The following is a 23,340-nucleotide window of genomic DNA, read 5'->3' on the forward strand; positions in this document are numbered from 1 at the left end:
CCTAAAATCAATAGGGTCTTGAACATCCTTTTTGGCACATTGTTTACATTGATGATGTTGTTCATTGGGTTCAATTCCATGACAGAGTGGTACAGCTTTTATGTTTTCTTTGCATTTCTCGAAAGTATCATTACCTTCCTGATTGTATGGTATGCCTGGAAATGGCCCAAACATATTGTCGATGGATAGAAGACATAGAAACAGAACCGCCCGCTTGGCAGGATCGTTATATATCCTGTTGGTTCTTTGCGGCTTGTTCTACTTGGTATATATACCTTCCCGGTTGATTGTTTGGGACGATGCAACAACTACACTTGAGAACATCAGGGAGTCCGGGTATTTGTTTCGATCGGGAATTATAGTAGCGATCGTTTCATTTATAATTTTTACGCTTTTGCCGTTGGTGCTTTACAAACTTTTAAATGAAACCAATAAAAAAGCTGCCTTTCTGATGGTACTTTTTGCCATTATAAGCGTTCCCATCTCCTTTGTGAATATTCTGAGCGAATTTACGGTACTGGAACTGATTCAAAAATCCGATAGCTTTGGAATTGTGGATGCATCATTGGCAGACCGGGTGCTATTTCATCTTGAGCGGTACAGCAACGGACTTGAGGTGTTGCAGCTATTTTGGGGACTATGGCTCTTGCCGTTTGGATATTTGGTCTATAAGTCAGGCTTTCTTCCCAAGGTTTTGGGAGTACTATTGATGGCAGGATGCTTTGGATATTTGGCAACATTCTTTGGCGGATTTATTTTCGAAAGTTTTTCTGGAACAACGCTTTCAGATGTAGCGGGCATTCCCGCTGCTCTTGGGGAAATCGGTATAGCCCTGTGGCTCTCGATCATGGGCACCAATACAAGAAAGCCCTTAAACGAATGACAAATTTCTTTATTCTAAAATGGATCGTACTGTCATTCGGGGCATTTATAATTCTTGCTGGATTTATTATGTTGTTCGTACCTCATAAGGCGCAAATGTTCCTGAGAAAATTCGGAAGCACGAACCTGATCAACTACACTGAGATTACCATTAGGTTGATTGTTTCCTTGGCCCTCATCGGTTATGCCGATTTTTCCCGATTACCCAAAGCGTTTGAAGTTTTAGGGTGGTTTATGTTCGCTACATCCCTCATACTTTATCTCGTTCCAAGAAAACTCCACCATAGGTTTTCGATGAAAAGTGCCGATATACTTAAACCTGTTTACTTTCGGTTGATCGCACCGATAGCGTTTTTGTTGGGGGGACTTATTATCTTAAATACTATTGAAGCAATATGAATTTATGTTGGAGCTTCGGGTGCGGTTACCACGGCTTTGGGCGGTGGAATTTGAAACAGAACGGATTTTGTTCATTTGGATACGGATGGTAATTATTGGGAAGGGACCGGACCACCATGGAGACAGAAAATTCCCTTGGAAAAACGAAATCAAGCCTTGAAAAAAGACGCCAATGTCAAACAAAATAGTATTTTCAACGGTTCGCTAATGACATTGGGGAAGTCGTGGCTGACGATAATCGATTTGGCTTACTTATCCGTTTGGAGCGTGAATGAAGGGTACAGCAGTCGAAAAGGCATGGAGTGGGCCGCCACGGCGCAGATTTAAAACAAGTGGGCGGTACAACACAATTTACGTGTCCTTTTGAATTGGGTGGCAAGGCGCGAAAATCCCGAGTTTAAATGAGAGTCCTTGGAACTGCGAACATCCTGGTTGGAACTACCGTCATTTAGGTTTGTACAATTAAAAAAGGAACACTATAAAAAAGATTTGACTTACGTTACGATTGAGGAGATGGATGATTGGTATAGCTCCACAAAAAAATAGCCATAAAATTCATGCAACCTTTCCTTCCTTCGGTCATATTATGGATAAATATGGGACCATGATAAATAAAAGTACGTTCTTCTTGCTGCTCCTGCCCTTAATAGCCGCTACGCTCTTTGTTTCCTGCAGCAATCACGATGATTCAGATCAAGATTGTGGTCAGGTAATATGTATCGCGGAATTTGTGAGAATACTGGTATCGGTCACGGATGAAAACCAAAACCCTATATTACTGGATTCCTTTGAAGTGGTAAATCTTGAAAATGGTAAAAATATAACCATCCAGCTTTCGACCGAAGAGTTTGAAGGTTTGCGGGAATATGGGAAATATCCATTGATAGAGGATGGTATCTTGGGTTTGAACGAAGAGCGAATAATCCAGTTCAGAGGCTTTATTGATAACCAAGAAGTGGTCGGTGAAGCGTATACCGTTGGCACCGATTGTTGTCACGTGGGACTGGTCTCGGGAAATCTTCAGCTTTAATTTAAATTATGATAGTTTACGGAACCGATGTGGGTTTTATGCATTTTTTCAGGGTAAAGGTCAAAAAAAAAAAGGATTCTCAAGAATACAAACCGAACCAGTAGCGAACAAGTAAACGAACAAGTGTAGCTGTGGCCTTCCCTAAAAATGTAGCCTTACCCATTTTCTACAATTGATAATTCAGAAATCGTAACTTAGAGGAAAGTTCAAAAAAAGGATAAATCTTTTGTTGCGATACGGGCGAATTATTCCTGATTTATTGTCAAATAAAAGCTATATCGGTAATCCCCTTGAAACCAATGTGAGCTTTTCCGGTCAAAAATAGTCTCTTATGGGTACATGATACGAGCCTGATTAGGGTACATTTATGTCTCATGTAAAAAGATATTATGAAGGCATTATGTTACCATGGAAAGGAAGACGTCAGAATCGATAACGTTCCCGATCCCAAAATCGAAGATCAAAGAGATATAATAATAAAGGTGACCTCTACCGCCATATGTGGTTCTGACCTTCACCTTTACGGTGGCCTTGTTCCTACCATGAAGGAGAACGATATACTCGGCCACGAGTTCATGGGCGAGGTCGTCGAAATCGGTACCGAGGTGAAAAAATTCAAAAAAGGGGACCGGGTCGTGATACCCTTTACGATTGCCTGTGGTAACTGTGAATATTGTGATGAGGATAAATTTTCCTTGTGCGACAATTCGAATCCAAACGCCGAACTGTGCAAGGAAAACCTCGGACATTCCATTTCAGGGCTTTTCGGATTTTCCCATATGTTGGGTGGGTTCTCAGGTGGACAGGCGGAGTATGTCAGGGTCCCCTATGCCGATGTTGGTCCTATCAAAGTTCCCGATTCCCTAACGGACGAACAGAGCCTTTTTCTTTCCGACATCTTTCCTACAGGCTACATGGGTGCTGAAAATGCGGACATTAAACCAGGGGACACCGTCGCAATCTGGGGGTGCGGCCCTGTAGGACAGTTTGCTATCCAGAGTGCATGGATGCTGGGCGCCGGAAGGGTGATTGCCATAGATGTGGTAAAGGAAAGATTGGATATGGCGGAAAGGCATAGCGATGCCGAAGTGATAAGGACGGTAGATGCCGATGAAGTATATGCCCGATTGATGGAAATGACCGATGGCAGGGGACCCGACTGCTGTATCGATTGCGTTGGTGCCGAGGCCCATGGTGCGGAAGGTTTTGACACTGACATCGAAAAGGCCCAACCGAACGCCCTCTCACAAATCTTTAAATCTTGCAAAAAAGCAGGGAACGTATCCATTCCCGGGGTGTATGTAGGTAAGGTCGACGGCCTTCCGATGGGTATTGCCATGAATAAATCCCTTAACCTCAAGATGGGACAGACCCATATGCAGCATTATCTTGAACCATTGTTGCAAAAGGTTGTCGAGGGCAAAATCGACCCCTCGTTTATTATAACTCATCGAATGAAATTGGATGAGGCTCCGAAGGCTTACGAAATGTTCAGGAACAAGGAGGATAAATGTGTAAAGGTCGTTTTGACACCTTGATGTAAGGGAACGAAATTTATTTATTTGAGCGGGCACCGGTAGTTGCCCGTTTTTTATTTAGATTCTATTGCTCAAAATATCAAAGGTGACGGTCCGTGAGCGAACAAGGAATACAATGAAATTGCGACGAAATCGAATTTCGACAAAAATTTTTCTAATAATAGTAAGACTGCCACGATATGTTTTATTCTATAAAAGTTCAAATAAACGATAACTTAGAACCTTAAAAAACTGTAATTTTATTTGTTTAAATTGCGAATTATTAATCACATCCACCAAGTTGTCTTCCATTAGTCTCAGAAATAATGTCCGATTGATCGGTAATGGTGACCGAACAATAATTCTTGCCCATGGTTTCGGATGTGATCAGGCAATGTGGCGATATATCTTACCTTTTCTGGAAAAGCATTTTAGGGTGTTGGTCTTTGATTATGTCGGATGTGGCAGATCTGATATTACGTGTTATGATGAAAATCGATATGGCAAATTAACGGGGTATGCCCAGGATATTATAGAAATTTGTGAGGAACTTAGTATTGAAAAAGCCATATTTATTGGTCATTCGGTCAGTTCGATGATCGGAGTATTGGCCTATATCGAAAGGCCAAAAATTTTTCGGTCGATGGTAATGATCTGCCCTTCCAGTTGCTATTTGAATACGGGTGATTATCATGGGGGGTTCGAAAAAAGCGAACTGGAAGATTTACTGGAAATGCTTGATTCGAATTATATCGAATGGGCAAACTATCTAGCACCGGTGGTAATGAAAAACCATGAAAAGTCTCACCTGTCAGAGGAATTGGCGGAAAGCTTTTGCTCGATGGACAAAAGCATTACAAAGAATTTTGCCAGGGTAACATTTTTTTCGGACAATAGAAAGGACTTGAACAAAGTGGATATTCCTTGCCTGATAGTACAATGTACGGAGGATGATATAGCAAACCAAAGAGTAGGTCAATTTGTGAAGGATAACTTGCCCAACAGTAAAATCGTCAACATGGATGCATCGGGCCATTGCCCCCATTTGAGTCATCCGCGAGAGACCATTGATGTTCTTAAAAATGAACTTTTGACCGAAAAATTTCTAGCGTAAAATGCCAGATTTTGATATGTTGCCATGCGCGGTAATCCGTATGACCCTCAAGGAATCAATAGTCGATATCAACCCATATATACTTGGGAAATTAAGCTATGGTTTAGAAGAGCTGAAAAACAATAGCATCAATTCACTTCTAAGTCCGGGAAGTAGAATCCTCTATAAAACTCATTTCTATCCCATTCTGGTCGAGAAGAATATGGTACATGAAATAGTGTTAAGCCTAATCGGAAAGGACGGAACCAAACATCCCTTTCTCTTTAATATGTCAATGGATGCCAATGACATCTTTCTCACCGGACTTTTTCTAAACAAGAGAAATGATTATGAGAGCGGACTTATCGAGGCCAAAAATGCCGCGGAAAACGCCCTGCTGAAAAATAAGGAGTTGATGATGGCCCAAAAAGAGCTAGGGCAGGTTCAAAAGAGCCTTGAGATCCAACTAAGTCAAGAAAGGAGCATTAATAAAGAGCTGCGTATCCTGAACAAAATGATTTCTCACGATTTACAGGAGCCCCTGCGAAAGATTCAGCTTTTCGCGAGCAAAACCATCTCAGAAGCAAAAAGGAAATACAGTTGGGAAGTACTGGCCCTTAATTTGAATAGGATTATCGATATTGCATTTGAGGGACACTCATTGACCAAACGTCTGCAACAATATAGTGAGCTTGAGTTTTATCCGTTAAGAAAGGCTCATTTTGATTTGAGGGGCATTATCGAATCAACAAAGGCGAAGAGCTCCATATCTACATATGGTTTTTATTATGATCTGGAAGTTGAATCGGTCTATGGCGACGAGAATAAGATAAATTTATTATTTACGGAATTGTTTGAGCTGGTAAACCGAATAAGCAGTCCAGATCATGCACAAACCTTGAGAATAACATCTCGGGTGTTTGAATCAAACGAAAATGTGCTAAACACGTTCCATAGAAAAAAATTACGAATATGTATCATCACACATTCTCAAGTAAGTGACCGAGATACCGTAAAAAGGAATAATAGTGAAAGTAGCGATCGTCGAGGTGTAGGCTTGGATCTTGCTTTCTGTGAGAAAATAACAACTCTCCATGGAGGATCGTTTAGCAGGGAGAACATCGGTCCAGAAAAAGTAAGTATGGAGATTGTACTTCCCTATGTATCGCTATAAAGGTTCTTGCTTTAAGTGCTCGGCTGGATTTCAAAACAATCAATAGATCAATATTTTTCTCTTTTAGAAAGTTCAAAAAAAGATAAATCAGAGTTCTTATATTTAAAAAAAACAGGGCGGAAAAAGGGAGAGGGTCTGCCGTATTCGTATGTCGTTAAAATTAAGGAAAAAAGAGGTATATTTATGTCGTCTAACCATTTTGATATGAACAAATATGCTATTATCAGCCCACTGATCTACGCAGAGGACGACGAAGATGACAGAATGTTTTTCGAGGAGGCGATGCAGGAAATCTATCCGGATATCGAGATGAAACTGTTTGCTAACGGAAAGATACTGATAGACTATTTTACGGACCTATCTGCCGGGGCCCTCCCCAAATTGATATTCTTGGATTTGAACATGCCCGTCATGAACGGGACCGAATGCTTGGCGGAACTTAATAAGGCCGGGTTGACCGCTAGGATCCCGGTAGTTATTTATACCACTTCATCTACCGAGGAGGAACGCCTGAAACTTCTGGATATGGGTGCGACATCTTTTTTGACCAAGGAGACATCGGTCGAACGGATGCATTCGCAATTAAGGAATCTTATCGATTCCTTGAACGAAAAGGGCTTAATCCCAAGAACGGCCTAGGGCGAAACCCTGCATTTTGGTGGCCGAATCCCGAAGTCAAAGTCTAAAAAAATGATTACCAATTGGGAGTTTTAATACGAGAACTAATCAATCAAATGTGCGAAGTCCAGAACCGAAAGTTGTGGATGGGAGAAAACTATGAACGTAAGCTTGAAGAAATAACAGAGGGAAACCCTTTTAAAAGGCCACTGGACAATTTACATAGCGTTGCCGAGATAATCTCCCACCTTACATGTTGGAGAAAAGAGACATTGATTAAACTTAGAACTGGCTCCGGAAAGATTACCGATGGTGCGGGGGAAAACTGGCTAGGGAACGAGAACTTGGTCAAGCTTGGATGGCCAACACTTTTGGATGAATACAGAAAGAGTCTGATTGAAATAATTGATTTCCTAGAGGACAAAGAAGATGATTTTCTAAATACAAAATACTATGATACTGACTTCCAAGGTAATTACGAATATCGATTTGTATTAAATGGGATGTTACATCACGATATTTACCACTTAGGGCAGATAGGTATTATAATTAAGCTCTTAAATGAGCAAAAATAATGATAGATTAAAGTTCAAATAAACGATTCCCTTAGAATTATATTTCTTAAAATATCATTATCCAAAATTATTGCGCTGCCTGCTATCTTTTACGGATTATATAAATAGTAAATCACCTACAAATAGGTGGGATTTTTTGTAACTTTAAGCTCCTTCCCCCGATGACAGTCAAATTTCAAAGTTTAAGGCAATGAAAAATAATTATTTAATTGCACTCATTAGGAATTATCAAGACGATTATTATACCAAACATAAGGCTACGGAAATTTTTGAAGAGATTACAAGTCTAAAGGGGGAATTGAGATTCCCTAAGGAGAAGTTCGCTCGTGAATTTGAGAAAGGTTATGAAATGCTAGGTCAGGTTCATATGATATCGGATATGGAAGAGTTTGCTTCTACTTATGCTTTAGCCTTGATGAGAATTGTTATGGCATTAAAAAAATCTCAAAGAATCCGTAGCCTTTTATGATTACTTTCTGAAGAAGTTTGTCTGTAACTTTGGATAAGGTATGAAATATCGATAAACCGGGATAATAAAGATAGAATCTACCCTTCTCTTCATTTGACCAATTCAAGAATACATTGGAAAGTTCAAAAAAAGGATTCTCAACAATTCAAACCAAACAAATAGCGAACAAGTAACGGAACAAGTCAGCGTTGTTGCCAAATCAAGCCGTCCCGCCCCACTACCGATAGCTATCGGGATGGAACATTTTTGTTCGAATTTCAGGTATTTTTTCAGATTGTAGGTGATGGCCGACAATGTTTCGCATTGTTTTACATTGTTCATCTTGGAATGACCCTTGCGTATCATTTTTCTGCCTTCGGAGAGTGGTCTCAGCGCAAGGCGTCCTTTAAAAAATCATTCTCGACCTTCAACTGGCCTATGGCCTTTAGAAGTTTGTCCTTCTCCCTTTCGGCCTCGCTGCAGGCATCCTTTTTGCCCGATTCGAAAACCTGCTCGGCCCCATCGAGGAAGTCGCGCTTCCATGCGCTGATCTGGGTCGGGTGAATCTCGTACTTCTGGGCAAGCTCGGCAAGGCTATGCTGCTCCTTTAAGGCTTCCAATACCACTTTGGTCTTGAACTTCGGGGTAAACTTTCTTCGTGTCATATTCAGTAAATTCAATGATTTAACTTACTGCCCTAATTTTTGGGGTATCTACATAGTTCAATCTTAAAAAAACGGCTTTTAAAATTTTCTTTAAGCACATAATACCTTTTAATGGACACCTTTAAAGTTTTTTTATGAATTAGCTTCCAGCTTTTCCAAACTACTTTAAATGCCCAACTTAAAGCCGAGGTTCTTAAAACAATTATTTCTATTATCCTTAATAATTGTACTGCTGGTTTTTATTCTCTGGCAATTATCTCCCTACCTACCAGGGCTAATGGCCACCATAATCTTTTATGTCCATTTGGAATGTAAGATGGAGGAATTGATCGAAAAGGGCGTAAGTCCAAGATGGGCATCAGGTTTGCTAACAATGCTCACAATGTTAGCTGTGTGTGCGCCTCCCACGGTCCTTTTGATATTGATATGGAAAAAGATGGACAAAGTAATGGAGGGGACTTGGGCAATATCCAATGCTATGGATAAATTGATGTTCATAGTTAAAAAATATATAGGACATGATTTTGAGTGGGGCCTTGACCCAGAGGTTCTATCCTCATATGTCATGGAAGGCACCGGTATGTTAGGGCAAAATATTCTAAACACCGCCATTGCTCTTCTTTTAATGGTAGGTTCTCTTTATTATATGTTGCTTTTTAAGGCCGATAAAAACCGTAGATATACCGACTATCTACCTTTTTCGAATAAAGATATCAAGAGAGTGGCTGTACCTGTACGACGGAAGATTAGGTCTAATTTTATAGGGATTCCTGTAACCGCCTTTACCCAAGCCATTGTAGCTTCTGTCGGATTCTATTTTCTGGGTGTGGAGGATGTGCTCTTTTGGTCCCTAATAATCGGCTTTGCATCCCTGGTGCCTTTCATTGGTTCTGCCTTGGGTTTCATCCCTCTTTTTTTGTTGTTACTTGGATCCAACAATGATGAAGCGGCATGGGGAGTACTTCTGTACGGCATTATCATAGTTTCCACTGTGGATAATCTGGTAAGAATGATGTTTCTCAAACATTACGATAACATTCACCCCTTACAGACTTTAATAGGGGTACTGGTGGGTATCCCACTGTTTGGAATCGTTGGAGTGGTCATAGGTCCCATCGTGCTAAGTACCCTGGTCATTATGCAACGGATATATCGTGAATCCGTCAAAATCGGGATTGATTAGAATGAATCCGAAACAGTTATTTATGTCTTTGATTAAGTTACCTGTACCTAACTCCATTAAGTAATTTGTAGACCTAATCAATAAAAACATATAAATTATGAAAAGTACGTTATGGATTATCATCGTGGTATTGGTCGTGGCTTGGTTGCTCGGTTTCACGTTACTGCCGGATGTTGGAAGTATCATTCACGCCATTTTGGTGATTGCCGTAGTCCTATTGATATACAATTTGGTTAGCGGAAGAAAGATTTAGGATTGATAGGCTGGGGTGGTCAATGATCGGCCGTCCCAGCTTTAATTTTATGCAGGAATCATTGCTAATACTTATTTTAAGAATAAGCTGAGGACAAATTTTTTATAGTATTATTGACTACCCAACAATTCCTGGATATTTTCCATATTAGCTTTGTGGTATGACAATAAACGGTTCAGACACAATTTAAAGGAAAGGTTCTTGACACTTTTGGAAAGTTTTCCATTATCCAATTCACCAATATTTTCCAGCATTTCCTTTGCAACGGAATCAATCGTATTCCCTGGATTTATTCCCAATTCCCTTGAACTGTCAGAAAACCTCCTTTCATTTTTTTGGTTCCAATCAAGATAGGCGGTCAATGCCGATTTTGTCCTTTTTTCAAGGAATGAATGATCGAAGTTTTCAAAGAGATTGTTAATTTGCTTGGTCAACGCATAGGCATTGCTCAATTCTTTATCCAGTACATCCGTTTTTGTCATCTTTCATATAGTTTTGGGTAAAAATAACTGACCTTAAAGTTTTTGATCAACCAAACAATCAAAATAAATAGTGCATTCGATAAATCCGACGGTTTACTTTCCAAGAATATAACCATGCCCTAAAATTATTTTTAAGTGTAAGTCCGAACCATTCATAAATATAGATGGTGTCTTTAACGGACAGTTAAATACATTTGATTTTCAGTTTAAAATGTAATTCTTGATAAGCAGGGCCGTAATGGATGCTGCACCGAAATAAATTAAACTCATTCCATATTCCGAAATCCAATGTACTAAATGGAGCGTTCTGCAAATATTTATTAAAGCTATAAAAAGTGAAATGATGAAAATAGAAGAGGGCAATAATCGGTTTTTTCCAAACATTGGAAAGGGGGGATTAATTTAAGAACAAGAATAGAAGTTCATGTGGGATGATTTTGACCCTTAAAAATTTATTATTGCCCCTAAGCGTTCAGAGGAAATGCCATATTATCACTATGTTATATCTTGTAAGTATAAAACTTATTATGAAACCATTTCCAACACTAATATGTATTCCGGATATAAGCGGTTTTACGGAATTCATGTCCAAAGTTGATTTTGATTTAGGATCCAGGGTAATACCTTCCCTACTGAATAAAATTATTTACTCCAACCAGATTGGTCTTAAGATTTCCGAAATTGAAGGGGACGCCGTTCTTTTCTACAAACAAGGTAAATTGCCTTCACTTGAAAGGCTAATAGACCAGTGCAAAAGTTTTTATAATGAATTTTATCGTCATATAGAGGAACTACTAGAAAAGGAGCGAGTGTCTGAAAACGTAACACAAATACCTAAAATATTGGGCCTAAAAATTATTTTGCATTTTGGGGAGGAAATTGCCCATGTTACGGTTGGCAAACATATAAAACTTATGGGGGAGGACATTATTGCGGCTCATCGGCTATTGAAGAACGATGTTCCCTTAAATGAATATATCTTGATATCGGACAAGTTGTTGGATCAGTATGATGGCAATATTGATGAAAAGGTAGGTTGGACGCAAAGTGTCAGAGGGTCGGTAACAAGCGAACATATAGGCAAGGTCGGTTTCAGTTATGTACCATTATCTCCATTGCTTCCTAGTTAATAAAAGTCAAGGTTCTGGATTAAATAATGCAAGTCCAATTACCCTCACGACTTGTGTGCCTACATGATGAGGGGATTTAAAAGTTTTTCTACTACGTACCGTATTTTTTAGTCTTAATTAGGAAACCTGCTTTAATTTATAGTAAGTATATTTTTGTACCTCTATATAATCAAAAGCTGCATTCGGTCATAAATAAAATTTAGGAGGGTATTGGGCAATAAGGTTAAAACAGATTATAGTTGGCCATTGATACACTATAAATTGAGGGTGTCCAAATTCTATCAGTATGGTTAATTAAAGAGTTCCAAAACCTTCTAAAAAGGGTTTCCTAATGGTACGGAGCACGCCCGAATATTACCTGCCTAAATCCACGGGTAAATATCTAATCCCGTGCAACTAACCTGAGAAAAACTTGAAAATCCTAACAAAATTTCGTTAGTAAGTAGATGACTACATGATTATCCACTTTTCTAAATCTGCTTTAGTTTTATCGTTTAAGTTATAAAAGTTTTCTAAAAAATTTTATAATTGCAGGTAATGTAGTTCCTAAAAGAATGTTAAATCATCATATTTTCCCCCATGAATAAATATTCAGTTTTTTACATAGAGGACGATGAAGACGATATGTTGATCTTTGAAGATGCCTTACTTTCAATTCCAGAATATAATGAGCAATCGGTCAAACTTTACATTTGTGAGAATGGATATAACTTTTTAAAGTTCATAGAAAAAGATGAGGCTGAGAATAAGATTGTTTTTCTGGACATTAACATGCCCGCTAAAAGTGGTTTTGATTATTTAAGGGAATTACGGACAGACCAAAATTTGAAGAACTTGCCGGTAGTAACGTATTCTACAAGCTATGATAGAAATTTTATTAATAAAAGCCGAGAATTGGGTGCTAATTACTATGCCATTAAACCGAGTAAATTCGGTGATTTGACAAAGTTGATAAGTAAGGCGATCCGAATTGACTTTGACCGAGAAACCGCTCCACCCAATGATTTTATTTTTAATCTTTTAGTACAATAGAATATGAAGTTTAAGGATATTGTAAACAGGGATATCGTTAATCTGGAGAACTGCGAGGATGAGGCAATTCATATTCCAGGTTTGATACAACCGCAGGGCTTTTTACTTTCCATAAATAACAAATCCAAAATCGTCAATGTCTGTAGTGAAAACATAGGTTCTTTTTTGGGCATAGATTATAAATCAATTTTGGGTCAAGAAATCGATAAATTTTTTAAGTTTAATATCTTAGGGCATTTGAACGAATTAAACCAAGGGAGCCCTGGGCAAAAAATTACGTTCAGTGAAGAATGTTTTGGCTCGTCCTTTGCTTTTACCATACATGAGTCCGGTGATAACATTGTTTTTGAAGGGGAGAAATCTTTGGTCGGTCCGGACAAGGAGGCCGGACTTTATAATTCAAGCAAGAAATTATTAAGCTATATTGAAGACACTAATAATCTAAAGGATTTATGCAATTCCGTAGCAATAGCTATTAAAGATATAACGGATTATGATCGTGTAATGATCTATAAATTCGATAAGGAATATAACGGGGAGGTCTATGCGGAAAGTAAAGAGAATCACTTAGAACCATTTTTAGGTCTTCATTATCCGCATACCGATATTCCGCGGCAAGCCAGAGAACTTTATACAAAAAATCTTTTAAGGATTATTGGCGATGTCAAATATCAGCCTGTAAAACTGTATACTTATGCTGAAAGTAAATTGGAGACTTTGAATTTGAGTCTCTCAGTTTTAAGGAGTGTATCTCCCATACATTTGCAGTATTTAGAAAATATGGGGGTGGGTGCGACCCTAACTGTATCCTTAATACATAAGGGTAAATTGTGGGGTCTAATTGCCTGTCATCATTATTCCCCTAAATATCTTAGTCAGGAAGTAAGGAATAGCGTTAAACTACATGGCCATTTTATTACTTCCCAAATTGATGTCCGAATTTTAAATGAACAATATGAGGTATCGGGTCAAGTAAATAAACATGTTGATTCTTTAGTATCCCATGACTTGGCTTTCGATCGGTCATCCATTAAAAAAATGTTCCAACATGATTCCATTTACCGATTAAGTAATAGTGATGGAGTTGCAGCTCTAATTGGAGGGGATTTTTATTTTAGGGGATTGGTGCCGGAGCGTCACATTGTGGAGCGCTATTCAGAGGTTTTAAAAGAAAATAGCGATTATCCACATATGGTAGCAATATCAGATATGCCCCGAATTTATAATCAAAAAAGTGAAGATTTCACAATGTTCCCAGGCGCACTCTTTCACGTTTTAGATAGTGAAAATTACATTATTTGGTTTAGGGTGCCTACTGTTCAGACAATTACTTGGGCCGGTGACCCCAAAAAATCGATAGAGAAAGATAAAAACGGGTTGTCACCCCGGAAGTCATTCGAGTCCTATGTTCAAAACGTTAAGGATACCAGCAAACCATGGTTAATTCCCGAAATAAATGCTGCGCAAAAATTTAAGGTATTTCTGCAGAACTTAGTTAGGTCTATAATTACAAATGAAGATAAGGAACGTCAAAGAATCTTGAGCGAACATTTGAAGGCCGTAAATACGGAATTGGACAATATTAGTTGGATAAGTACACACGATCTTCAAGAACCACTACGAAAAATTAGGATGATGGCATCCGTTTTATTGGAAAACAAGGAAAAATATAATGTTTCCGAAATTTTGGTCAATAGAATTGGTAGAATGGCCAAATCGGCAGAGAGGATGCAAACCTTAGTAAAGAATATATTGCAATATAACCAGACCAATACCGCCCTTGAGAAATTTGAAGAAATAAACTCTTATAATTTAATGTTAGAGGTCCAAGAGGAAATAAAAGACAACTTATTGGATCATGAGGCCACTCTACATATTGATAAAAAGCTCCCAAAGATATATGGTATACCATTTTTATTGAGACAATGCTTGTTAAATGTAATTAACAATTCCCTTAAATTTAAGAATAATAAAAGGGACGTTGTCATCGAAATATTCAATGATTTGGAAGATGAAAAGTCCGATTTGTATTCAGTAATCGCCCTAAAGGACAACGGAATTGGTTTTGATAAGGAACACAATGAAAAGATATTTAAAATATTTGGCAGGTTACATAGTGTATCAGAGTATGAGGGTACAGGAATCGGTCTCGCGTTCTGTAAAAAAATAATGCTCAAGCATAACGGGCTCATCAGGGCAGAAGGTATTAAAGATGTGGGCGCTACTATTCGCTTATATTTTCCGAAGACGAAGTAGATAACAACCATAATCTTAAATTTTCGAATGTTTCTATGGCACCTAAATACATTTCCTCGTAATGAATGTCCGGCTCAATAAGGATTATAGTAGTCTTAAAAGAATGCCACATATCCTCAGTCCTAGTATCGTAGGAATTGAAATAAAAAGTACTGAACTTTTCATTCTTCTTTTTAAGCATTTTTGCAATTATTCTACCTCCCATCGTTGAGCCTTCCATTACATACAGGGAACCAAGTGCATAGGAGACGGACCTTATGTGCGGAGTATAATTTTTTGTTATATAGCCCAACTTATACTGCAATTTTTCGAAGTCCAAATTTATCATGTGCACATGCTTTCTCTGGTCAATGTCGGGAATCAGGGATTTTTTGACAATTTTATGAACTGCGTTTTCCAGTGGCTCATAAAATAGGAACAAACGCTCTAAAAGCTTTCCATAGTCCTCATTGGTAGTGATATTATTTAACTCATTGATCAAGACTCTTTCAACTTTTAAATGTTCGTCTTTAGATTTAATCTTTAAGTCGTCTAAAATTGCCATGTAATTCCCTTAAATTATAATATTCATCGCAAATTAGAGAAAATAAAAATCTTCTTGAACATGGTGTTTTTTATTTTTTTAGCTTAATAAGTTGCTTTTACACTGCTTCACTTTACGTTAGGGTTAAAAATATGGATTACGAATTAGGCACTTGTCAATGTAATATCATATTGTTCGACTTATCCGAATTACCACTACAAATCATTTCAGATGATACCCAAAAAACTAATTTTGAATGTTTTAGGTTATTTTTGTTAAGCAATCAAAGTCTCCTAACACGTGTTATTGGTATGACTATAAAATCCAATCACAAGACTACAAAGGGCTTTTCAAGTCAAGCAATTAGAACCACCGAAGTATGAAAACAATTTTCAAAATATCTTCAACTTTTCTTTTACTTTCCTTTTTCTACAGTGATGCGTTCGCCCAAAATCTCTTTCAAAAATACGAGTTGGAGAAAAATGACAGTATAAGAATTGGACTTGGGAAAACGGATTTCTTGAAATACGTTCAAAAAGGTTTCACATTTTCAAAACTCAGAAAAGACAAAACCAGTGTGTAGCCTTCCCCATTTTCTACAAATGATAATTCAGAAATCGTATTTTAATGGAAAGTTCAAAAAAAGAATACTCGACTTACTGCTTTTTCATCGATGCTATAAACAATAGCGGTTTAAGTGCAAAATTGAAACGTAATGAATATTAATAAAGGTAAGTGTTTAACCGAAAAGTTTGTGGCTATAAGTCCGCTACTGCTCATACACTAGACCGATGATGCACAATTATTCATAACATTTTTATTGTTTTTCAAAGGTATTCATCGGTCGCTTCGCTCGGTCATCTAAAGGTGAACCCAAATCGCTACATTGTCGCTCCGCTCCAATTCCCGCACTTTGGGATTTGTGCGTCATCGCAGGGCTATGTCAGATTGCAATGGCCGTAGGATGAGGGACCATCGATATCATCACCTTTAGGCGACATCGAGGAAAACTGTGCATATCAACCGCTATATGCATTCTGGTGTGCTCCCTTGTATTTTTCTTTTTTACGTACCTTGTCGGTACGACAAACAAAAATCCAAACGCACCACTACACATAGCCCTGCGTTCTGCGTAATCTAATAAAAATCGTGAATAATTGAACAATCTGACTAAATTCGACCAATTTTACCTGAAAATAAAAGCAAACAGATGGTATTGGTATTTTTCAATTTTTTGCCGACTGACTTTAGCTCTTGGATTTATAGTTGCGGGAATAACAAAAATAATTGACGAACGATTTGCTAGCGGATTGTCGGAAATTCATCCGATGGGAGCATATCTAACTGCACTGTATCGCACAGGATATTATTATCACTTCATTGGTTATGCTCAAGTTTTTTCAGCCGTTTTATTGCTAGTACCTCGAACTGTCACTTTAGGAGCAATACTCTATTTTCCAATAATAGTGAATATTTGTATTCTTTCTTTTGCTGTACGATTTGAAGGTTCATTTATTTCTGCACCATTAATGGTTTTAGCAAATTTGTATATTCTCGTTTGGAATTATGACAAGTTAAAATATATTTTACCATTTAAAAATATACCAGATTATGGTATTGTAAAGCGACCAAAAAAATGGAACAATAAATTCCCATTTCTGTTTTTTGGTGGAGTTGCCTTAACCTTTGGACTTACAATTTTAATATTTCTAAAAGGATTTGATATTATGCCAAGAAATTCATTATCCGATTGTAAAAAACAATATACTAATACTAAATATGAAAATATTGGAAATGAATTTTGTGAGTGTATTCATTCAAAAGGCAATAAGTTAGATGACTGTTTAGAAAATTTTTCGGAAAATAAAAAAAGAATGGAAAAGAACTAAAAGCGGAAAAGACTACGCACAACAACGTATCCTATGAAAAGCCCTAGTCCAGTTCTTTAAAGTTACTGTTTTATTTTTTAATTACTTTATAATGTTGATTTTGGGTGTTGAACCGTTGATAATTCCGATAGGATCATCAATCATTCAACACCAATATAACTTGCTCCGCATCCTATATGTGATACACTTATTTGGTGTTCACCGGCATCTGTATGATCATAAGCTATAATAAGTCCGGTCACTTGCTAACCGATGTGATACTTGCCGGGGGCAAGGTCACCTACATTGTTCTGTGATCCGGACTTTTCTACTTCAAATTGTAGCCTTCCCTAAAAATGTAGCCTTCCCCATTTTCTACAGTTGATAATTTAGAAATCGTAACTTAGAGAAAAGTTCAAAAAAAGGATGCGATAGAATAGAACAAGACGGAATAATAGCCAAGTTGTAGGAATGGCCTTAGACCGACCATACATTAAACCCGAACGGAATGTGTTTCGCCGGTCTCTTTGGACAACATGTTCAATATGGATTCCTGATGAATGGGTCGATTCAGTATTCCCCTTACGATCGAATAGTCCTTGACGACCTCATTCACTTTTGGGCTGTAAGAATCGGATATGATGTAAAATTTTAATTCGTTCTTCGCTACATTGCAAAGATTGTGCAATAGCCGACGTTCGGGAGAACTATCGGCATGCATTTTGATGATAAACATATATGATAGCAGTGTACAGTTGCCCTCGTTCAGAATAAAGTGTTTAGCCCTACTCAGATCATCACATACCATAATGTAGTCGAAAATATCGATTTGCTGCAGTTTATACTGCATGGCAAAAAGACCGACAAGGTCCCTGTCTATGATATAAGCCTTCATTTATAAAGTGAATTGTAAAAGCGAGACAGCTTATAAGTTAACAAATTAATTCTAATTATCCGTTAGTAATCAGTTAATTATAAGGATTGAGCCTTTTAAAGTTAAGTATATGTTTAACTATGTGATTCCCCCCATTGCAATATTTTGTCAATGGCTTGGTTTAACTTATATACGCATAAAGAACAAAAGAATTTCTGGATAGGATATTTATAGTTAATGGTTAGTGTCATGTGTATTTCTATCCAAGGGCTTTCCATCAGGAAAGCCCTATTTCTTTTTTATGGTTAAGACCAGCGGACAATTCTAAGGAATATGGTCTTTTTGTGCAATCGCCATTCAAAATTGGTTTAAAAGAATAAATGGGCGGTACAACGAAGTGTTTTGGGTGAGGAGGGGGATACAGATAATTTCGTACGGAAATCCCCCGAATATGAAAACAGTTTTACTTCTTAAGAGCATTTACCTAGAAAGCATAAAGAACATTAGCAACTATCTGATAAGGAATTATTTTAGGGTCTTCACTTGGTTTACCATAGTTTTATTGTTAATCGTGGCCTATGCATTTCTTTATAGGATATTCACGGGCTTCCCTTTCCAGTAAAATAGTGGATAAAAGAAAAACCGATCATTGGATTTGGATATCGATGGCGATGTTCCTTATTTCCTTAGGTGTATTATTGTACCAATTGGATTGATTCTTCAGTATAAATAGGCCTCTTTAATTACTTATTGTGGAGTAACAAGCCAAAAGCAATAAGATAGATTCGAAGGCTGTCAATTATTTTATATCCTGAACCAAAATTAAGTTAATTATCACAAAAAAGTAGGAAAATTATTTAATTTTGTGGTTTTTCCCTAGCAAATTCCAAAGTACAGACTATGAGTAATAAGTATCTAATTGAACTAATCAGGAACTATCAGGACGATTATTATAGTCGACATAAAGCTGCGGAAATTTTTGAGGAAATCACAAGCTTAAAGGATGATTTGAAATTTCCTAAGAAGAAGCTCGCCCGTGAATTTGGGAATGGTTATGAAATGCTAGGTCAGGTCCACAAGATACCGGATATCGAGGAGTTTGCTTCTACTTTTGCTTTGGCCTTGATGAAAATTGTTATGGCATTGAAAAGATCACAGAGAAGCCTTGGCCCTTTGTAATTACCATTTGAAAATGTATGCCCGTGATGTCCGATAAGTTTTTAAATAGCGATTAGTCCGGTCCAAATCCATAATCTGCTTATCTTACCACTTGTCGTGAAAGAAATGATGTTTATAACGGATTTTATATTGATCCTTCGATCTTGTATTCCCGTGACCAATGTATGGTCTTTGATCAACGAATGCAATTTTGTTCCGCAACGATTGGTTTCAAAATACTAATTCAATTGGTCTATCCCTTTATTATGACTTTGAAGGATACAAAAGCTGTTACAAGAGAGAACGTTCGGTCATAACCTTAAAGAACTTTTTGAACACGCCATTATTAATAAAACCTCTCCACTGCCCATAACAATAGGCGTGCCCTGGTCAGTCGGCCTTTCTTGATATAAAAGTACGCCCTGTCCAGATACCTTTGGGGGCTTCGTGATTTGCCATTGTTCTGGACCTTAAAAGTATTCGTGGTCAATGCCAGTTCTTTTCTGAGATGGTAAAGGTCCAACGCCAGCTGTAAATCCGAGGTATCGTAGGGTACGCCTGTATAGTCTTGGAGCATTTCCAAATAGGTGAAGCCAAATTCCTTTGTAGGTTCTATCACAGTTCCCTCGCCGAAATCGTTCCAAGTTGCAATTTGGATGAAATCCGATGTCTGCTGATGGGTGTAATCCAATGTTTCAAAAAATATAAGCCCATTGTTAGGGTAAATGGACCAATCGTGTGCGGTACCCCAGCCCCCCGATCCATAAAAGCTCTCGAACCCTGGATAAATACTTCCGACCGTAAGCTTTTGTGTTTGGTCCATATGCCAATAATAATGGCCATGCGCATCGAGATGTGTTTTGTCGATCCAGGCAAATTCACCACTTGCACTATTTCCGACCCAACGATCGGATGTGGACCAAAGTGATATATAATTTGGTTTTTCCCCGTTTTCGAAAACTGTAAAAATTTGGTCCCATTGCGAGGGCTGTTGAATGTAATGGGGGCCGAACACAAAAATAAGTGGCTTACCGTCCCAGTGCATATACCTTGGACTGTCCAAATAGGTGTGCTTAACATACAAAAAGTCTTCTTGGGCCGCTGCTATCACATCAGTTGCCATTCCCATTTCTACGGCTTGAAAGGCCGTTCTATCTTCATACATAATCGAAAAGTCGAGCCCAAGGTCCTCTAGCCTCCACATGAACGTTTCCGTAGAACTCTTCATAGTCCCATAATCGAACATGTCCCTACTTCCATACCAATCGAAAATGACCCCATCGATACCGGACAGTTTCATCAATAAGAAATGGTACTCCTGTAAGTCCGGGTCCATAGAGGAATAGGGGCCTATTTCTGGATAATAGAAAGACGCTATTTCCCTTTTTCCATTGCTATCGATATTATCCGGGTCCCTATTGGCCATTGTCCAATGTTTGCCCCAGAAGGAATCATAATCCTTGCTCTGAAACCACGGCATGTAGTGGGCATAGATTTTTTTCGGATTGCTTTTCATCACTTTCATTTCTTCGCCGACCTCCTGTTTTCCAGTGTGCTCGGGACCGATAAAATTGTCCTCGTCCGAAAGAACCTTCCTAAGGATACTATCGCTGGGCCGAACGGTTGATGTTTCCATTGCGGCAGGGATGGGATTTTGCCCCAATTCTTTGGAGCAACTTACGATCAGAACAGAGATTAGTAAGATTAACGATTTACAGTGGTAATGTCCGGTCATAAATTTTTTATTGTAAAACGTAAATAAGAAGAATAATCTTACATAAAAACATCAAATTCGATAAAGTGTAAGAAAATACCACAATATAATAGTGTTTATTTTGTTAATAAATTCTTAACAAACCCAAATCAAGTTACCTATGAAAATTTTAGCCATCGATGACCAAAGAATTGTTCTATTGTACCTCAAGAAGTGTTTGGTACAACTCGGGTATGAAGTAGAGACTACCACCAATGGGCATCAGGGAGTAAGTATGCTCACAAGTTTTAAACCCGACCTTGTGATAGTCGATATCAACATACCAAGTGTATCGGGTCTTTTGATCATCAAATATATCAGGGAAAACTATTCCGTAAATGTCCCGATATTGGTCCTGTCAGGAACTAATGACGAGAAGGTCAAACAAGAGGCATTTAACTTTGGTGCCGATGGTTTTTTACAGAAACCTGTAAGTCTAAGGGAAATATCCGTAAGAATAAAGCAACTCCTTAAAAATCCAACTTGTATCAAATCCCATAAGACCTTACCCCAGGAGCAATATATACAGCCCAATGTGGTGGGTATAGTGATTCCCTGTTACAATGAGGAAGAAAGATTGAAACTTGAAACCTTTAGAGAGTTTTTACATAAAAACTTAGGTTACCACCTATGTTTCGTGAACGATGGCAGTAGCGACGGAACATTGGACCTGCTGAACTCTTTTAAAAAGGAATTCGAACATAGCGTAATTGTGTTGGACCAAAAAACTAACGTAGGAAAGGCAGAGGCCGTAAGGCTCGGAGCATTAAGCCTTTTGGAGAACACGGATATCGAATATATTGGCTTTTTAGATGCCGACCTTTCCACGGATTTCAAAGATCTTAAAAAATTACAGGACGAACTGAAGCGATCAAATAACCTGATTTGCAGTGGTTCCAGGATTGAACGCATGGGCGCGCAGATATCGAGGAAAGGCTCCAGGGCAATTATTAGTAGAATCGTCAACCGACTAATAAGGCTCACAGTGAAAATGCCGTTTCAAGATACCCAGTGCGGGGCAAAGATCATGAAAAGGGATGTGGTCAATGTCGCCTTCAAGCAACCGTTCTATACAAAGTGGCTTTTTGATGTAGAGATCTTCAAAAGACTGTCAAAAGAATATGGGCACAAATATGTAGTAAAGCTTATCTCGGAAGTCCCATTGGACAAGTGGACCCATATGGAAGGATCTAAATTGTCATTTAGGGACTCCTTATCAATTTTAGGTCAAATCGCAAGCATACATTTAAAATACGATGTATTACCTCTTGGATATATCACTAAAAATAAATCATCCATTAAAAGTGAATCAGTAGGTGAAAGAGCCGCTAACGATTTGGTAGAACAGATCCAATAAACTAATCAAGGTGAAAATTTTGGACTCTACCTCGACAAGGCTACCTAAAAGTAAAATTCAAACTTGATAGATAAGCATAAAAAAGGTCAGCTTTTAGCTGACCTTTTACCTTGCTTTTAACTTCAAAATCAATATGTGGGTTTGATGTATGGATTCAACGGAGTAAATACCCTAATATTATAAAAACATGTGTCAGCTTTTAATAACTGACACATTACGAACACATTGACCGTTATAACTTCCTATTAAATAACGGTTCCCGTCTTAAATTGGACACTATAATTGTTTAAGAACTTAGGGCTATTAAATGATTTTGGTACAACTATAATCCACTGGATACGAAAGGTCCATGACCTTAGATTATATTCCTTATCAAGGTAAGAATACCTCTAGCGCAAAAAAGGCCAGGTGCACCTAGCCTTTATGGGGGGACAGAAAGGGTATTATATCCACCCATAACTAACACAAGTTTTTAAAAACATTATTAAGTTAATCAAAATATGGCATTTGTTAAAAAAATTAACATACTTAATTCTTGAGCAATTCCAATTGTAGAATAACCGAATTTAGCGCCCCAATACTAATTGACCAGAACGGCCAAAGAACATAGAATATATTAGATAGGAGTGAACTTCTTGGCCGCTTTTTAAGAATTCTCAATTACATAATTTCCCTTGCGTTCACGTTTTCTTTAATTTGCATTGTAGCCTTCCCTGTTTTGTATAATTGATGATTTGGAAATAGTAACTTAGTAGAAAATTCAAATAAAGGATGAAAGAATTTAACCAAAATACCTTCCTTCGATTGGTCCTTATTGGTTGGAAACTTGGTTTTTTTGTTTTAATAGGATTTCTTGCGTACAGTATTTACGAAAAGATTATCGGGGCCATAATCTTCTGTGTAGTCTTTATGATATTTACTGGGTTTTTAATTAAAAAGTATTCCAAGAAAGTATAGTTGAATAAATATATTTCAAAAAAACGATTCTCAAGAATACAAACCGAACAAGTAGCGAACAAGTAACCGAACAAGTAGTGAATAGTTTGGATTTACTTATGTGTTGTATTTAG

At 37.9% G+C, this 23,340-nt stretch carries 25 protein-coding genes and 1 pseudogene; 21 read left to right on the forward strand and 5 right to left on the reverse strand.

Annotated elements, in window-relative coordinates; all coding sequences use genetic code 11:
- From BIZ36_RS20960 to BIZ36_RS19670, 11 genes and pseudogenes are all read left to right on the forward strand, one after another.
- Positions 1 to 189: pseudogene (locus BIZ36_RS20960) on the forward strand (DUF6326 family protein); the annotation flags it as partial.
- Positions 182 to 883: a DUF4386 domain-containing protein gene (locus BIZ36_RS19625; RefSeq protein ID WP_187459575.1), complete on the forward strand. Its 702-nt coding sequence runs from the start codon at positions 182 to 184 to the stop codon at positions 881 to 883. The pseudogene BIZ36_RS20960 and the gene BIZ36_RS19625, both read left to right, overlap by 8 nt.
- The gene (locus tag BIZ36_RS19630) at positions 880 to 1,281 is read left to right on the forward strand and encodes a hypothetical protein (RefSeq protein WP_187459576.1); all 402 of its coding nucleotides are present in this window, start codon (positions 880 to 882) and stop codon (positions 1,279 to 1,281) included. Before BIZ36_RS19625 ends, BIZ36_RS19630 begins: the two co-directional genes overlap by 4 nt.
- A 75-nt stretch (positions 1,282 to 1,356) precedes the next feature.
- Positions 1,357 to 1,608, forward strand: coding sequence for a P-loop NTPase family protein (locus tag BIZ36_RS19635; protein ID WP_187459577.1), 252 nt, complete (start codon positions 1,357 to 1,359; stop codon positions 1,606 to 1,608).
- 277 nt (positions 1,609 to 1,885) lie between these two features.
- Positions 1,886 to 2,311: a hypothetical protein gene (locus BIZ36_RS19640; protein WP_187459578.1), complete on the forward strand. Its 426-nt coding sequence runs from the start codon at positions 1,886 to 1,888 to the stop codon at positions 2,309 to 2,311.
- A gap of 389 nt (positions 2,312 to 2,700) precedes the next feature.
- The gene (locus BIZ36_RS19645; RefSeq protein ID WP_187459579.1) at positions 2,701 to 3,849 is read left to right on the forward strand and encodes a zinc-dependent alcohol dehydrogenase; all 1,149 of its coding nucleotides are present in this window, start codon (positions 2,701 to 2,703) and stop codon (positions 3,847 to 3,849) included.
- Positions 3,850 to 4,129: 280 nt separating this feature from the next.
- The gene (locus tag BIZ36_RS19650) at positions 4,130 to 4,942 is read left to right on the forward strand and encodes an alpha/beta fold hydrolase (protein ID WP_187459580.1); all 813 of its coding nucleotides are present in this window, start codon (positions 4,130 to 4,132) and stop codon (positions 4,940 to 4,942) included.
- Position 4,943: 1 nt separating this feature from the next.
- Positions 4,944 to 6,095, forward strand: coding sequence for a phytochrome family protein (locus tag BIZ36_RS19655; RefSeq protein WP_121848501.1), 1,152 nt, complete (start codon positions 4,944 to 4,946; stop codon positions 6,093 to 6,095).
- Positions 6,096 to 6,299: 204 nt separating this feature from the next.
- Positions 6,300 to 6,734 (forward strand): response regulator, encoded by a 435-nt coding sequence (locus BIZ36_RS19660; RefSeq protein WP_162987858.1) that lies wholly within the window; start codon positions 6,300 to 6,302, stop codon positions 6,732 to 6,734.
- Between the two features lie 95 nt (positions 6,735 to 6,829).
- The gene (locus BIZ36_RS19665) at positions 6,830 to 7,288 is read left to right on the forward strand and encodes a DinB family protein (protein WP_187459581.1); all 459 of its coding nucleotides are present in this window, start codon (positions 6,830 to 6,832) and stop codon (positions 7,286 to 7,288) included.
- Between the two features lie 190 nt (positions 7,289 to 7,478).
- Positions 7,479 to 7,757, forward strand: a complete 279-nt coding sequence (locus BIZ36_RS19670) for a hypothetical protein (protein WP_187459582.1) — start codon at positions 7,479 to 7,481, stop codon at positions 7,755 to 7,757.
- A gap of 368 nt (positions 7,758 to 8,125) precedes the next feature.
- Here the strand turns inward: BIZ36_RS19670 and BIZ36_RS19675 are convergent, their stop codons facing one another.
- Positions 8,126 to 8,401, reverse strand: a complete 276-nt coding sequence (locus BIZ36_RS19675; protein ID WP_187459583.1) for a transposase — start codon at positions 8,399 to 8,401, stop codon at positions 8,126 to 8,128.
- Positions 8,402 to 8,570: 169 nt separating this feature from the next.
- Between BIZ36_RS19675 and BIZ36_RS19680 the strand changes: the two genes are divergently transcribed.
- On the forward strand, positions 8,571 to 9,584 hold the full coding sequence (locus BIZ36_RS19680) for an AI-2E family transporter (protein WP_187459584.1): 1,014 nt from the start codon (positions 8,571 to 8,573) through the stop codon (positions 9,582 to 9,584).
- A 97-nt stretch (positions 9,585 to 9,681) separates the two neighbouring features.
- Positions 9,682 to 9,837 carry a lmo0937 family membrane protein gene (locus BIZ36_RS19685; RefSeq protein ID WP_187459585.1) on the forward strand — a complete coding sequence of 52 codons (156 nt, stop codon included), beginning with the start codon at positions 9,682 to 9,684 and terminating at the stop codon, positions 9,835 to 9,837.
- A 110-nt stretch (positions 9,838 to 9,947) separates the two neighbouring features.
- Here BIZ36_RS19685 and BIZ36_RS19690 read toward each other — a convergent pair whose 3' ends face one another.
- The gene (locus BIZ36_RS19690) at positions 9,948 to 10,319 is read right to left on the reverse strand and encodes a hypothetical protein (protein WP_187459586.1); all 372 of its coding nucleotides are present in this window, start codon (positions 10,317 to 10,319) and stop codon (positions 9,948 to 9,950) included.
- 527 nt (positions 10,320 to 10,846) lie between these two features.
- Here BIZ36_RS19690 and BIZ36_RS19695 point away from each other — a divergent pair.
- From BIZ36_RS19695 to BIZ36_RS19705, 3 genes are all read left to right on the forward strand, one after another.
- Complete coding sequence (locus BIZ36_RS19695; protein WP_187459587.1) at positions 10,847 to 11,449, forward strand: DUF2652 domain-containing protein; 603 nt, start codon at positions 10,847 to 10,849, stop codon at positions 11,447 to 11,449.
- A 579-nt stretch (positions 11,450 to 12,028) separates the two neighbouring features.
- Positions 12,029 to 12,481, forward strand: coding sequence for a response regulator (locus BIZ36_RS19700; RefSeq protein ID WP_187459588.1), 453 nt, complete (start codon positions 12,029 to 12,031; stop codon positions 12,479 to 12,481).
- Positions 12,482 to 12,484: 3 nt separating this feature from the next.
- Positions 12,485 to 14,737: an ATP-binding protein gene (locus BIZ36_RS19705; protein WP_187459589.1), complete on the forward strand. Its 2,253-nt coding sequence runs from the start codon at positions 12,485 to 12,487 to the stop codon at positions 14,735 to 14,737.
- On the opposite strand, the gene BIZ36_RS19710 is transcribed toward BIZ36_RS19705, so the two are convergent.
- Positions 14,706 to 15,281, reverse strand: coding sequence for a biliverdin-producing heme oxygenase (locus BIZ36_RS19710; protein ID WP_187459590.1), 576 nt, complete (start codon positions 15,279 to 15,281; stop codon positions 14,706 to 14,708). The genes BIZ36_RS19705 and BIZ36_RS19710 overlap by 32 nt on opposite strands.
- 358 nt (positions 15,282 to 15,639) lie before the next feature.
- On the opposite strand from BIZ36_RS19710, the gene BIZ36_RS19715 reads away from it, so the two are divergent.
- Positions 15,640 to 15,843 (forward strand): hypothetical protein, encoded by a 204-nt coding sequence (locus BIZ36_RS19715; RefSeq protein ID WP_187459591.1) that lies wholly within the window; start codon positions 15,640 to 15,642, stop codon positions 15,841 to 15,843.
- 574 nt (positions 15,844 to 16,417) lie between these two features.
- Positions 16,418 to 17,149 (forward strand): DoxX family protein, encoded by a 732-nt coding sequence (locus tag BIZ36_RS19720; protein ID WP_187459592.1) that lies wholly within the window; start codon positions 16,418 to 16,420, stop codon positions 17,147 to 17,149.
- A 472-nt stretch (positions 17,150 to 17,621) separates the two neighbouring features.
- Here the strand turns inward: BIZ36_RS19720 and BIZ36_RS19725 are convergent, their stop codons facing one another.
- On the reverse strand, positions 17,622 to 18,023 hold the full coding sequence (locus BIZ36_RS19725; RefSeq protein WP_187459593.1) for a hypothetical protein: 402 nt from the start codon (positions 18,021 to 18,023) through the stop codon (positions 17,622 to 17,624).
- A 430-nt stretch (positions 18,024 to 18,453) separates the two neighbouring features.
- Between BIZ36_RS19725 and BIZ36_RS21365 the strand changes: the two genes are divergently transcribed.
- Together BIZ36_RS21365 and BIZ36_RS19730 are read left to right on the forward strand one after the other, a co-directional pair.
- Positions 18,454 to 18,624 carry a DUF6747 family protein gene (locus tag BIZ36_RS21365; protein WP_353616863.1) on the forward strand — a complete coding sequence of 57 codons (171 nt, stop codon included), beginning with the start codon at positions 18,454 to 18,456 and terminating at the stop codon, positions 18,622 to 18,624.
- Positions 18,625 to 18,902: 278 nt separating this feature from the next.
- Entirely contained in the window at positions 18,903 to 19,181 is a 279-nt protein-coding gene (locus BIZ36_RS19730; protein ID WP_187459594.1) for a hypothetical protein, read from the forward strand.
- Positions 19,182 to 19,506: 325 nt separating this feature from the next.
- Here the strand turns inward: BIZ36_RS19730 and BIZ36_RS19735 are convergent, their stop codons facing one another.
- On the reverse strand, positions 19,507 to 20,796 hold the full coding sequence (locus BIZ36_RS19735) for a glycoside hydrolase family 99 protein (protein WP_187459595.1): 1,290 nt from the start codon (positions 20,794 to 20,796) through the stop codon (positions 19,507 to 19,509).
- A 238-nt stretch (positions 20,797 to 21,034) separates the two neighbouring features.
- Here BIZ36_RS19735 and BIZ36_RS19740 point away from each other — a divergent pair, with 238 nt between their 5' ends.
- Positions 21,035 to 22,270: a response regulator gene (locus tag BIZ36_RS19740; protein WP_187459596.1), complete on the forward strand. Its 1,236-nt coding sequence runs from the start codon at positions 21,035 to 21,037 to the stop codon at positions 22,268 to 22,270.
- Positions 22,271 to 23,340 lie beyond the last annotated feature (1,070 nt).

It is taken from the genome of Cytophaga sp. FL35, from assembly GCF_014349235.1.
Taxonomy (GTDB): domain Bacteria; phylum Bacteroidota; class Bacteroidia; order Flavobacteriales; family Flavobacteriaceae; genus Euzebyella.